Here is a 12,681-nt window from a genome sequence, read left to right as displayed (position 1 = left end):
ATGGGTTCGCAGCATCCCGAGTACGAGCGGCACGTCGACGGTGATGGCGTGACACGCATCCAGCGGAAGAGCACCGGCAGCGGCACGTGGATCGTCGGGCTGGGGCTCGGCGTCACCGTCGTGTGTCTGCTCCTGAGTGCCTGGCTCGTGTCATCGCCGGCTTCCGTGCCCTCCCCTCCCGAAACAGAGCCCGTGAGGCTCGCGCAGGGAGCACCCGCGCCCTCCCCCACCCCGTCCCGTCCCGCTCCGAAGGCGGCCCCGCGGCCCCAGAGCGTCCCGGCCCAGCCGTCCGAGCCCACGCCCCAGGAGGAGCCCGTGCCACAGGACGCGGCGCCCGCTGGCCCCGCGGAGGGCATCAACCTGTACCGCCCGGGCACCAGCCCCCTCAAGCAGGGCATCATCGTCCCCGAGAACTTCGAGCTGCCTCCCGGTTACGTGCGCCACTACCAGACCACGGACAATGGCGAGGGCATCAAGCCGATCCTCATGTTCCACCCGGACTACAAGCCGGTGGACTCCAAGGGAGTGCCAGTCGAGCTGCCCTCCAACCGGGTCGTCCCGCCCGAGCTGGCGCCCCCGGGCATGCCCATCGAGATCCTGGAGCTGCCCGAAGGGCCAGAGGGAGTGGAGCCCATTCCATGAGCGCGATGGCGGTCCGCGCGAGGCGCCTCGTGCTCCTGCTGCTCGGCGCGGCGGGCACCGCGGGCCTGCTGTGGTTGTTCGGCAGCCAGGAGCCCCTCTGGGTCTCGGCCGGTTGGGTGTCGCTCGTGCCCTGGTTGTGGGTGCTGGACCGGACCACCTCCCGGCGTGAGACGGTGCTCGCGGGCGTGGCCATGGGCTGCGCCTTCAACGCCGCGCTCTTCGCGTGGTTCCCCGGCTCCCTGCAGAGCTACTCCGGGGCGCCCCTGGCGGTGTGCTGGCTCGCCTTCCTGGTGCTGTCGCCCCTCATGGAGCTGCAGTTCATCACCTTCGCGCTGACCCGCTACCACCTGCGGCGCACCGCCCAGCAGAACCCCCGGGGCTTCTGGCGCGCCACGCTCACGGGCGTACTCGTGTACGTGGGCACCGAGTGGATCAGCCCCAAGCTCTTCGCCGTGACGCTCGGGCAGGGCTTCATCGCCTCCGAGTCCCTTCGCCAGGGTGCGGACATCGCCGGGACGCATGGGCTCACGTTCGTGCTCGTCATCGTCAACGCGTGCGTGCTCGAGGCCGGCAGGGTCCTCGTGGCCCACGGTGTGCGCGAGGGCTCGCGGCGCGCACTGGCTCCGGTGGCCGTGGGAGCGGCGCTCGTGCTGGCGTGCTTCGGGTACGGCCAGTTCCGCTACCGGCAGGTGACCGCGCTCGAGGCCCCCCAGCAGCAGCTCACGGTGGGCGTCGTCCAGGCCAACATCACGAAGTACGAGAAGCTCGCGGCGGAGATGGGCACGTACGACGTGGTCCGGATGATCCTGGACACGCACTACCGGCTCTCGGCCGATCTGCTCCAGAACCGGAAGCTGGATCTGCTCATCTGGCCCGAGACGGTGTACCCGACGACCTTCGGCACGCCCAAGAGCGACGCGGGCGCCGAGTTCGACGCGGAGATCCGCGAGTTCGTCTCGCGCGGCCAGGTGCCCCTGCTCTTCGGCACGTACGATCTGGAGCAGGAGCGCGAGTACAACGCCGCCATGTTCCTGGGCCCGGGGAAGAACGGAGCGCTGGAGCGCTCGGCCTACCGCAAGACGATGCTCTTCCCGCTGACGGAGTGGGTCCCCGAGCTGATCGACTCGCAGTGGCTGCGCGAGCGGATGCCCTGGACGGGCTACTGGAAGCGGGGACCCGGTCCGCAGACGATGGCGCTCCAGCTCGGCGGAGGCCGGGCGATCACCGTCGCGCCCCTCATCTGCTACGAGTCCATCTTCCCCAGCTATGTCGCCGAGGAGGCGCGCCGGGGAGCCGAGCTCATCATCACGTTGTCCAACGACTCGTGGTTCTCCGGGACGCCCGCGCCGAAGCAGCACCTGATGCACGCGGCGTTTCGCAGCATCGAGACGCGGCTGCCGCAGGTGCGCGTCACCAACTCGGGCATCTCCGCCCTCATCAGCCCCACGGGCCAGGTGCTCGCCGAGGTGCCGGATGCTCACCGCGCGAGCCTCGCCGTGACGGTGCCCCTCACTCCCCGTGTGCCCACGCTGATGGTGCTCTGGGGGGACTGGCTGGGCCCCACCGCCCTCGTGCTGAGCGTGGTGCTGCTCCTCGCGCCCTCGCTCCTGGCGCGGCGCAAGGCCCGGCAGTCCGCGTAGCCCGATTCGTCACCCGGGCGGGACCGGCCCTGGGCTAGGCTCTCTCGGCGAATCCACCCGGGGGAGCCCATGACAGCACCCACGCGAGACAATGGTGAGGATGCACTCGAGGGACTTCCTCGGCCCAGCCCCAGGAAGTTCTCGACGACACGCTGGAGTCTGGTCCTCGCCGCGGGCCATGGCACCTCGTCCGAGGCGCACGAGGCCCTGTCCACCCTGTGCAAGCTCTACTGGTACCCGCTCTATGCCTTCACCCGGCGCCAGGGACGCGGGCCCGAGGACGCGCGCGACTCGGTCCAGGGCTTCTTCACGCGGCTGCTGGAGAAGAACGACCTCGCCGACGTGGATCGCCAGCGCGGCCGGTTCCGCTCATGGCTGCTCGCCTCGCTCAAGCACTACCTCGCCAACGAGTGGGACCGGGAGCGGGCCCAGAAGCGCGGCGGCGGCCTCACGGGCCTGTCCATCGACGCCGAGACCGCCGAGGGTCTCTACCAGCACGAGCCCTCGCATGACCTGACGCCCGAGAAGCTCTACCAGCGCCGCTGGACCCTGACGCTGCTGGAGCGCGTGCTGTCCACGCTGGAGCAGGAGTGCGCCCGACTCGGCAAGCAGCGGCTCTTCGAGAAGCTGCGCGGCAACCTGACGGGAGACGTAGAGAAGATCCCCCATGCGCAGGTGGCCGGAACCCTGGGCATGAGTGAAGATGCGGTGAAGATCGCGGCCCACCGGCTCCGCGGCCGGTACCGGGAGCTGCTCCGGGAAGAGATCGCCCAGACGGTCGAGCGGCCCGAGGACATCGAGGATGAGATCCGCCTGCTGCTGGTCTCCCTGGAGTAGCCCGTGTGCCCCCAGTGTGGCTCGAACCTGAGCGCGGCGGGCCTGTGCCCCCGCTGTCTGCTGCTCGGAGCACTCGACGAGGAGCCCGAGCCCCTCCCGGCCTCGGGCCTCCCCTCGCGCTTCGGGGACTACGAGCTGCTCGAGCTCCTGGGCCGGGGGGGCATGGGCCGGGTGTACCGCGCGCGCGACCTGCGCCTGGAGCGCGTGGTGGCCTTGAAGATGCTCGTGGGAGGCGGGCTGGCCAGCGAGGCCGAGCTGCACCGCTTCCGCGCCGAGACCGAGGCCGCGGCCCGGTTGGATCATCCGAACATCGTCCCCATCTACGAGGTCGGCGAGCACGACGGCTGCCCCTACTTCACGATGAAGTACGTGGAGGGCGGCAACCTCGCCGAGAACCTGGAGCGGTTCCGGGGAAATGGCCGGCGCGTGGCCGAGGTGCTCTCGGTGCTCGCGCGGGCGGTGCACCACGGACACCAGCGCGGCGTCCTGCATCGCGATCTGAAGCCGGCCAACGTGATCCTCGATGCCGGGGGACGGCCGCACGTGGCGGACTTCGGCGTGGCCCGGCACCTGGAGAAGCAGGCCGATCACACCCGCTCCGGCATCGTGGTGGGCACGCCGGGCTACATGTCACCGGAGCAGGCCGCCGGACGCTCCCGGAACCTCACCACCGCCACCGACGTCTACGGCCTGGGCGCCATCCTCTACGAGTTGCTCACGGGCCAGCCGCCCTTCACCGCGGACACTCCCACCCAGGTCCTCCGGCGCGTTCTCGAGACCGAACCCACGCCACCCCACCAGCTCGCTCCTGGTATCGATCGAGACCTGGAGACGCTGTGCCTCAAGTGCCTGGAGAAGGATCCGGCGCGGCGCTACGGCTCGGCGGAGGAGCTGGCCGAGGAGCTGGATCGCTACCTCCGGGGCGAGCCCATCCTGGCCCGGCCCATGGGAAGGGCCGCGCGCGTGTGGCGGTGGTGCCGGCGGAACCCGGTCCCCGCGGGGCTGGTGGGCAGCATCGCCTGGCTGCTGCTCATCACGGCGGGAGCGGCCCTCACCGTGGCACGAGCGCAGGTGGACGATCGGCGCAGGGAGGAGCTGAGCACGAACATCTACGCCGCGCGCACGGTCGCGGGCACGGTGCTCTTCAAGCTCGAGGAGTACAGCGATGCCATCGAGCGGGCCGCCAGCTCGCCCCGGCTGCGCGAGCCGCTCCTGCGCCATGATCTGCCCGCCCTCCAGGGCTTCTGCCGGGAGATGTACGAGGCACACGAGGATCCACGGCTCGGCCTGAAGCTCCCGGGTGGGGAGTCTCCGTTCGACAGCTGGTTCATCGTGGATGCCCAGGGAACGGTCCTGGCGCGTTGGCCCGAGCCCTCCCGGGACTTCCTGGGCAAGAACTTCGCGTGGCGCGACTACTTCGAGGGCGCGAAACGCAACGCGCTCGCGCAACGGGTCCAGCCCTACATCTCCCGCGCGTTCCTGTCGGAGGCGGATGATCGGCATCGCTTCGCCATCTCCATTCCGCTGCTCGATGCGGAGGGAGGATGGCGGGGAGTGCTCGTGGGCATGGTGGGCACGGGCGCCACCCTGGGTTCCCTGCGCCTGAGCGATCCGGACGAGGCCCGGCATCGGACCGCCGTGCTCGTCGCGCCGCGGGACAGGAACCGGGGCGAGGCCGGGCAGCCGGCACCCGGGGGCTACATCATCCTGCTCCACGAGGCACTGGGGCACGGCGAGTCCCTGCCTCTGGAGGGAGGCCTGGCGCGTGAGCTCGACGAGGTGCGCAGGACCCTGACCCGGACGGAGGACGAGCAACTCCGGATGCCCGAGCCCTGGCCCACCGTGACGCTCGCCGAGCACCGGGATCCGCTCGCGACACGGGAGGGACCGTGGCTCGCGGCCCTGGCGCCGGTGGGCTACACGGGGTTCGTCGTCATCGTGCAGACGCCCGCCGACGCGGCCTTCGAGATGGACAGGACCCTGGCCCGCCGCCTGGTGCTGTGGGGCGGCGTGCCCTTCCTGCTCGGGGAAGCGCTGCTCGGGCTCGTGTTGTGGTCCGCCTGGCGCGCGACGCTCCGGTGGCGCGAGTCCCGGGAGACGTGAGGAGAGGAGCAAGCGGACGAGCGGGGAGCTGCTTGCCAGGAACCGCCACGCTCCCCAGACTAGGCACATGGGGTCCACCGCCCGTCTCACACCCTCCCCCGCAACCCTGGCCGACCTCGAGGCCCTGCCCGAGACCGTCGTGGGGGAGATCATCGAGGGGACGCTCTACACGCATGCCCGCCCACGTCCCAAGCACGTCCACTTTGGGGGCAGGTTGTCCCGGGAACTTCAGGGGCCCTTCGAGTTGGGGCGGGATGGCCCGGGCGGCTGGTGGATTCTCGTCGAGCCCGGCATCCAGGCAGAGGGCTCCCCGGAGTTCGTTCCGGACCTCGCCGGCTGGCGGCGAGAGCGGCTTCCCGAGCTCCCGGAGGATCGCTTCAGCATCATCCCGGATTGGATCTGCGAGATTCTCTCACCGAGCACACGCAGCTACGACCAACGCATCAAGAGGCCCTTCTACGCGCGCATTGGCGTGCGCCACCTGTGGTTCGTGGACCTGGAGGCGCGCACGCTCACGGTGAGCGAGCTCTTGAACGGACACTGGTGGGAGCTGGGCGTCTACGGTGAGGACGATGTCATCCACGCGCCGCCGTTCGAGCTCCTCGCGCTCAGGCTCGGCGAGCTCTGGCCACCCGCTCCGACGAGCTGACCCACCATTGCCGGAGCCGTGGCAGGTGCTCAGCGGCCGGCGGCGTGGGACTCGACCTTCTGCCACACGCGGAAGACGTTGCCCGAGGCGATCTTCTCGATGTCCGCCTCGCTGTAGCCGCGCTCGAGCAGGACGCGGAAGAGGTTCGGGTACTGGGACACGTCCTTGAGCCCGGTGGGGAGCGTCGGGCCCACGCCATCGAAGTCGGAGCCGAGCCCCACGTGGTCGATGCCCACCAGCTTCACCACGTGGTCGATGTGGTCGGCCACGTCCTCCACCCGGGCGAGCGGAGCGGGATGCTCGCGCATATAGGACTCCACGAACGCCTTCACCTCGGGGCTGTCGGGGGTCAGGCCGCGCTCCTGGGCGAAGGCCATCACCGCCTTGCGGCCCTCCAGCTCGTAGGCGTTGTAGGCCTGGGACAGGAAGGCGGAGCCGAAGTTGATCATCACCACGCCCCCCTTCGCGGCCAGGGCGCGGATGAGCTCGTCGCTGATGTTGCGCTCGAAGCCGGGCGTGAAGTGGCGGCACGAGGAGTGCGAGGCGATGACGGGCACCTGGCTCGACTCCACCGCCTGGCGGATGGCGTCATCCGAGAGGTGCGAGACATCCACCATGATGCCCACGCGGTTCATCTCGGCCACCACCTGCTTGCCGAAGGGGCTGAGCCCGTTCCAGGTGCGCTTGCCCGTGTTGAAGGAGGCATCGCTGATCTGGTTGTCCTTGGAGTGCGTGAGGGTGATGTAGCGCACGCCGCGCTGGTGGAAGTGAGCCACGTTCTGGAGCGAGTCCTCGATGGCCGAGCCGTTCTCGATGCCCATGGCGAAGGACACCTTGCCCTCCTGGGTGTTGCGCCGGGCCTCCTCGACCGAGCGGGCCATGGCGAACTTCTCGGGAGATTGACGGGCGATCTTCTCCACCATGTCGATCAGCGAGTCCGCGAGTGCCTTCGAGGCCCCGGGCTTCGTCTGGAGATCCGCGGGGATGTAGATGGACATGAAGGGCACGTCGAACCCGCCCTCCACGGCGCGCGGGTGGTCGAAGTCACCCTCGGCGGTGCGCTGCGAGATGTCCTCGGTGGGCTCGCCATTGGGGCCCAGCTTCTCGTGGAGACGGTACGGCACGTCGATGTGGCCGTCGGCGATGATGACGCGCTTCGCGAGCGCGCGGCTGCGCTCGGCGAGATCCGTGGACGAGGGACTCGCCGGAGTCTCCTGGCGGTTCGAGCCATGGGTGCAGGACGAGGTGGCGAGCAGGAAGAGGCTGAGGAACGCGGTGGTCGGTCTCATGGGGCCACCCGCTTAGCGCACCGGCGCGGGCGCGTCATCGGCATCAGGGCGACTGGCCCGAGGGGTGCGTGAATAAATCGAGGCGGAAAACGTCCCACCCATGAAGCGGCAGTGAGGGGAGAGACGACGTCATGACGCCTCGTTGGTGGGTCTGTTTGGTTCTCGGTCTTGCGGCTCCGGCCGTGCATGCGCAGACGGCTCCGGTCGCCGAGCCAGGGTTCGGGTACACCGAGGAGCAGGATGTGGAGTCGGAGCCCCTGGCGCCCTCCCCTCCTCCGGCGCTCCCCCTGGAGCGGCCCACGCCGCGGCCCTTCCCCGACTCCGTGTGGACCTCCGGACACTGGTACTGGGATGGCGGCGAGTGGCGCTTCAAGCCCGGCGCGTGGATCGCGCGGATGCCCGGCTATCAGTTCGTCAACGGTTACTGGCAGCAGGATGGAGACGTCTGGCGCTGGATCTCCGGTGGCTGGGCGAGGCCTGGCTCGACGGACGTGGAGATCCCCATCGACGTGAGCAGCGAGGAGGTCGCGACGGCGCAGGCGCCTCCGCAGATCCAGGCGGAGACGCCGCCTCCGCCTCCCGCGCAGAACCTCACGTGGGCACCGGGTTACTGGTACTGGTCAGGAAGCCAGTACGTCTGGGTGGAGGGCACCTGGGTCTCGCCTCCCCAGCCGGACCTGGTCTTCATCGCGCCAAGGTGGGTCCGGCGGGGTTACTCGTGGGTCTTCATCGAGGGCGGATGGGCTCCGCGTGGCTCGGTCCGGATCGTCGTTCCGGAGTACCGCCACGCGAGGATCGCCGTGAGGTGGGGACACCCCAACTACTTCTTCCACACCTGGCGGCACTACCCGGTGATGCGTCAGCACGAGTGGAATCGGCCCTGGGGCTGGGGCCGGTATCGTGGTCACCGCTACCACGACGCGAGCCCGTACCGTGATCACCCGCACGGAGGCCGTTGGGGCGGCCGTCGAGGCGGACATCGGGGGGGCGGGCATCACTGACCGGTAGACCCTCACCCCGACCCTCTCCCACAGGGAGAGGGAGTTAGAGGGACGCGGAGGCCTCGGCCAGCTTCTCCTGCGCCGCTTCCCACTGCGCGTAGAGCTGCTCCAGCTGCTCCTTGCCCTCGCGGTGCGTGTCCATCAGCGGCTTCGCCTTCGCGAAGTCGTTGTAGAGCACCGGATCCGCCAGCTGCGCCTCGCGCTCCTTCTGCGCCGCCTCCAGCTTCGCGATCGCCTCCTCCAGCTTCGCGATCTCCTTCTTGATGGGGCCCTCCACCACGCTGCGCTTCTGCCGCGCCTCGGCCTCCATCCGCTTGCGGTCCTTCTCCGTCAGCCCCGCCGCCGGCCCCTTCTCCGCCACCTTCTCGCCCAGGCCCGCGGCCTCGGCCGCCAGCCGCTGCTGCTCCTGGTGGTACAGGTAGTCGTCCAGGTTGCCCGGGTGCGGCACCACCTTCCCGCCCACCACGTCCCAGACGTGCGTCGACAGCCCGTTCACGAAGCTCCGGTTGTGCGACACGAACACCAGCGTCCCCCCGTACCCCTTCAGCGCCTCGATCAGCATCTCCGTCGAGTCCAGGTCCAGGTGGTTCGTCGGCTCGTCCATCAGCAGCAGGTTGGAGGGCACCAGCAGCAGCTTCGCCAGCGCCACACGCGCGCGCTCGCCACCGCTCAGCACGCCCACCGGCTTGTCCACGTCGTCCCCCGAGAACATGAACGCGCCGAGCACCCCGCGCACGAAGCTCTCCGGCTTGTCCGCCGCCAGCGGCCGCACCTCTTCGATGATGCTGTTGTGCTTGTTCAGCTTGTCGCCGTGGTGCTGCGCGTAATACCCCATCACCACGTTGTGCCCGAGCTTCACCGTGCCCCCATCCGGCACCAGCTCGCCCGCGATGATCTTCAGGAGCGTCGTCTTGCCCGCGCCGTTCGCGCCCACCACGGCGATGCGCTGCCCGCGCTCCACCCGCGCGTCCAGCCCCGAGTACACCACCGCCTCCCCGTAGCGCTTCTGGATGCCCTCCAGCGTCATCACGTCCCGCCCCGAGCGCTCCACCTCCGGGAAGCGGAAGCGCATGGTGGCCCGCTCCTCGAGCACCTGCACGTCTTCCATCTTCTCGAGCTGCTTCTCCTTGCTCTTCGCCTGCCGGGCCTTCGTGGCCTTCGCGCCGAAGCGGTCGATGAAGGCCTGCAGCTCCGCCTTGCGCGCCTCGACGCGCTCGGCCTGCGCCTTGAGCTGCTCCATCTCCTCGGCGCGCTGCCGCTTGTACGTGTCGTAGTTGCCCACGTACGAGCGCAGGCCCTCCAGCTCCAGCGAGAGGATGCGGTCCACCTGCCGGTTGAGGAAGTCGCGGTCGTGCGAGATGAGCACCACCGCCTTGTTCGAGCGCTTCAGGAAGCCGTCGAACCACGCCAGCGTCGGCACGTCCAGGTGGTTGGTGGGCTCGTCCATCAACAGCAGGTCCGGGTCCTGGAGCAGCAGTCCCGCCAGGGCCGCGCGCATGCGCCAGCCACCGCTCAGCGCCCCCGTGGGCTTGGCCAGGTCCGCCTCGCGGAAGCCCAGGCCCTTGAGGATGCGCTCGGCATGGTGCCGGCCGTAGTGCTCCTCGAAGTGGTCCAGCTCCGTGTGCAGGTCCGCCAGCGTCTGGGCCAGCTCGAGCTGCTCCTCCTCGTTGGCCGCCTTGCCGAGCGCCTCCTCGGTCTCCCGCAGGCGCGCCTCCAGGGCGTCGCGGCCCGGCACCGTGCTCATCACCGCGTCCACCACCGAGCCCTCGGGCAGGCCCGCCAGCTCCTGGGGCAGGTAACCAATTCGTGACTTGCGCCGGTAGGTGAGTGTCCCCGAGTCAGGGTTCTGGACCCCGGCGAGGATCTTCATCAGCGAGCTCTTCCCCGTTCCGTTGGCCCCGACCAGGCCGATGCGGTCCTTGGGGCTGAGGGCGAAGCTTTCGTTGTCGAAGAGAACCTTCTTCCCGTAGGAGAGGCAGATGTCCTGGGCGATGACGAGGCTCATGGCGGATTCGGGGGTGTAACAGCCTGGCCGCCTTCCGGGAACGGCCGAGATGCCCGTCCGCTCCCTCCCCCGCCCCCGGCCCGGGGCGGCCCCCCGTCAGGACCCCTGCCCGGAGCTCCCCGGGTCTGTCTATACTCGGCCTCCTGATGGCTTCTCCCTGCCCGCACTGCGGTAGCACCGACGGCTCCGACCACCTGTGCAGCGCCTCCCAGATGGCCCTCATCGGCCAGGTGCTCGATGGCCGTTACAAGATCGAAGACGTGCTCGGCCAGGGAGGCATGGGCATGGTCTTCAGCGCCACCCAGACGTCCGTCCACCGTCCGGTGGCCGTCAAGACGCTCAACCCCTCGCTGGCGGCCGCGCCCCAGTTCTTCGAGCGTTTCCGGCGCGAGGCGGAGATCGCCAGCCGCCTGCGCCACCCCAACGTCATCACCATCTACGACTTCGGCCGCGCCCCGGACGGCACCTGCTACTACGTCATGGAGCTGCTCGAGGGCGAGAGCCTGCGCGAGCTCGTCAAGCGCGACGGCCCCATGTCCCTGCGCCGCGCCGTGGACGTCATCGAGCAGGCCTGCCGCGGCCTCGCCCACGCCCACGAGCAGGGCGCCGTCCACCGCGACATCAAGCCGCACAACATCATGGTGCAGCAGCTGGACAAGCGGGACTTCGTCAAGGTGCTGGACTTCGGCCTGGTGAAGGCGCTCGAGGCCGAGGACGAGCATCAGCTCACCTCCACCGGCCAGGTGCTCGGCACGCCCCAGTACATGCCCCCCGAGCAGGCCGGCGGCGAGCACGTGGATCACCGCTCCGACCTCTACTCGATGGGCGGCGTCTTCTACTACTGCCTCACGGGCACCTCGCCGTATGGCGCCAACACGGTGCGCAAGGCGCTCACCGCCGCCCTGACGCAGCCCGTGCCCACCGTGGCCGCCAAGCGCCAGGGCGCCCCCGTGCCCCAGTCCCTCGAGGAGTTCTTCGCGAAGGCGCTCGCCCGCGAGAAGGAAGACCGCTTCCAGAACGCCCAGGAGTTCATCGACGCCATGCTGGACGCGGTGGCGGACCTGTCTCCCGAGGAGCTGGATGCGCTCCCCGCCAACTCGGTCCCCGAGGCGGGCAGCAGCAGCCGGAGCAGCAGGGCCGGCAGCAGCAGCAAGGTGGGCCAGCGCAGCGTGTCGAAGCCGGGCCGCTCGTCTCCGAGTGACTCGCGCTCCCGTCCCGGTGCTCCGGCGGCGCGTCCGGGTTCGCAGCCCTCCGCGGCCCGGGCCGCACAGCCCTCGTCCCGGGGCTCGCAGCCGTCCAGCGCGGCTCCCGCCCGGGCGGGCAGTGGCTCCGCCTCGGCCGCCCGTCCGCGCCCTCCGCGCCCCGAGGCCGCCGCTCCGGCGCCCCACCACACCCACTCGCTCCCCGAGGACACGCAGCGCGGCTCCATGGGGAGGAAGATCGCGTTCGTGGTACTGCCGCTGCTGCTCATCGCCACGGGAGGCGCGGTCGTGGCGCTGCGCCCCTCCACCCCGGCCGAGCCGCCTCCCCCCGTCGCCGAGGTGAAGCCGGCGCCGAAGCCCGCGGCCCCCGCCGTGGACAGCATGATCCTGGTGCGCATCCGCTCCACCCCCGAGGGCGCCACCGTCTTCGCGGGGGATGTGCAGATCGGCACCGCTCCGCTGGAGCGCCGGCTGCGCCGGGACCAGGTGCACGAGCTGACCTTCCAGCTCGCCGGGCACCAGGAGGTGAAGCGCAAGCTGGACTTCAATGGCGTGGTGGCGGACGCGGAGACCGTGAGCGTCACGCTGGAGCCCGTGAAGGCCGAGCCCGTGGCGGAGCCCTCCCGTCCTTCACGCCCCGCGAAACAGAACCGGGACACCAAGGACGACTCCGTCCCCATCTTCGAGTAGTCCCGGGGTTCTCCCGGGGGGCGCGAGGGGTTCTATCGCGGCGCGATCCGGATCAGGTTAAACATGCGCCCCGCGCCGGCGCGACACCCCGCCGGCCCCCGTCTCGAGGACCACACCATGGCTGAAGTCACCCTGGATCTGCGCGGCACGCCCAAGGCCGAGGCCTACGCCGAGCTCAAGAAGCACATCGAGTCCGTCCTGGAGGGCATCAACGACGACGTGGCCGCCATGGCCACCATGAGCTGCCTGCTCCACAACGCCTTCGGCCACCTGTGGACCGGCTTCTACCGCGTCGTGGAGCCCGGCAAGCTGCTGCGCGTCGGACCCTACCAGGGAATCCTCGGCTGCCTGGAGATCCGCTTCGGCAAGGGCGTCTGCGGCACCTCCGCCGCCAAGGGCGAGACCCTCGTCGTCGCCGACGTGCACGCCTTCCCGGGTCACATCACGTGTGATGGGCGCTCGGCCTCGGAGATCGTCGTCCCCGTCTTCGGGCCCAACCGCGAGCTGATCGCCGTGCTCGACATCGACTCCGAGCACAAGGCCACCTTCGACGACGTGGACCGCCGCGCCCTCGAGGAGATCATGGCCTGGTTCTCGCGCCGGAAGTAGGGGCACTCGGGTGG

At 70.0% G+C, this 12,681-nt stretch carries 10 protein-coding genes; 8 read left to right on the top strand and 2 right to left on the bottom strand.

Annotated features, from left to right (window positions below; all coding sequences use genetic code 11):
- From AC16DP_RS29000 to AC16DP_RS28980, 5 genes are all read left to right on the top strand, one after another.
- The gene (locus AC16DP_RS29000) at positions 1–642 is read left to right on the top strand and encodes a hypothetical protein (RefSeq protein WP_329726462.1); all 642 of its coding nucleotides are present in this window, start codon (positions 1–3) and stop codon (positions 640–642) included.
- Positions 639–2,282, top strand: a complete 1,644-nt coding sequence (gene lnt / locus AC16DP_RS28995) for an apolipoprotein N-acyltransferase (RefSeq protein ID WP_329726461.1) — start codon at positions 639–641, stop codon at positions 2,280–2,282. Before AC16DP_RS29000 ends, lnt begins: the two co-directional genes overlap by 4 nt.
- 69 nt (positions 2,283–2,351) lie before the next feature.
- On the top strand, positions 2,352–3,119 hold the full coding sequence (locus AC16DP_RS28990) for an RNA polymerase sigma factor (protein ID WP_329726460.1): 768 nt from the start codon (positions 2,352–2,354) through the stop codon (positions 3,117–3,119).
- Between the two features lie 3 nt (positions 3,120–3,122).
- Positions 3,123–5,222: a serine/threonine protein kinase gene (locus tag AC16DP_RS28985; protein ID WP_329726459.1), complete on the top strand. Its 2,100-nt coding sequence runs from the start codon at positions 3,123–3,125 to the stop codon at positions 5,220–5,222.
- A gap of 67 nt (positions 5,223–5,289) precedes the next feature.
- Entirely contained in the window at positions 5,290–5,871 is a 582-nt protein-coding gene (locus tag AC16DP_RS28980; RefSeq protein ID WP_329726458.1) for a Uma2 family endonuclease, read from the top strand.
- 29 nt (positions 5,872–5,900) lie between these two features.
- On the opposite strand, the gene AC16DP_RS28975 is transcribed toward AC16DP_RS28980, so the two are convergent.
- Entirely contained in the window at positions 5,901–7,160 is a 1,260-nt protein-coding gene (locus tag AC16DP_RS28975) for a dipeptidase (RefSeq protein WP_329726457.1), read from the bottom strand.
- 155 nt (positions 7,161–7,315) lie between these two features.
- Between AC16DP_RS28975 and AC16DP_RS28970 the strand changes: the two genes are divergently transcribed.
- Positions 7,316–8,161 (top strand): hypothetical protein, encoded by an 846-nt coding sequence (locus AC16DP_RS28970; protein ID WP_329726456.1) that lies wholly within the window; start codon positions 7,316–7,318, stop codon positions 8,159–8,161.
- A gap of 43 nt (positions 8,162–8,204) precedes the next feature.
- Here AC16DP_RS28970 and AC16DP_RS28965 read toward each other — a convergent pair whose 3' ends face one another.
- Complete coding sequence (locus AC16DP_RS28965) at positions 8,205–10,166, bottom strand: ABC-F family ATP-binding cassette domain-containing protein (RefSeq protein WP_329726455.1); 1,962 nt, start codon at positions 10,164–10,166, stop codon at positions 8,205–8,207.
- Positions 10,167–10,378: 212 nt separating this feature from the next.
- Between AC16DP_RS28965 and AC16DP_RS28960 the strand changes: the two genes are divergently transcribed.
- Complete coding sequence (locus AC16DP_RS28960) at positions 10,379–12,058, top strand: serine/threonine protein kinase (RefSeq protein WP_329726454.1); 1,680 nt, start codon at positions 10,379–10,381, stop codon at positions 12,056–12,058.
- A gap of 117 nt (positions 12,059–12,175) precedes the next feature.
- Positions 12,176–12,667 (top strand): GAF domain-containing protein, encoded by a 492-nt coding sequence (locus AC16DP_RS28955; protein WP_329726453.1) that lies wholly within the window; start codon positions 12,176–12,178, stop codon positions 12,665–12,667.
- Positions 12,668–12,681: the final 14 nt, after the last annotated feature.

Source organism: Archangium sp. (assembly GCF_057119385.1).
Note: the sequence above shows the minus strand (reverse complement) of the source record. Positions and strands in the feature narration are given on the sequence as shown.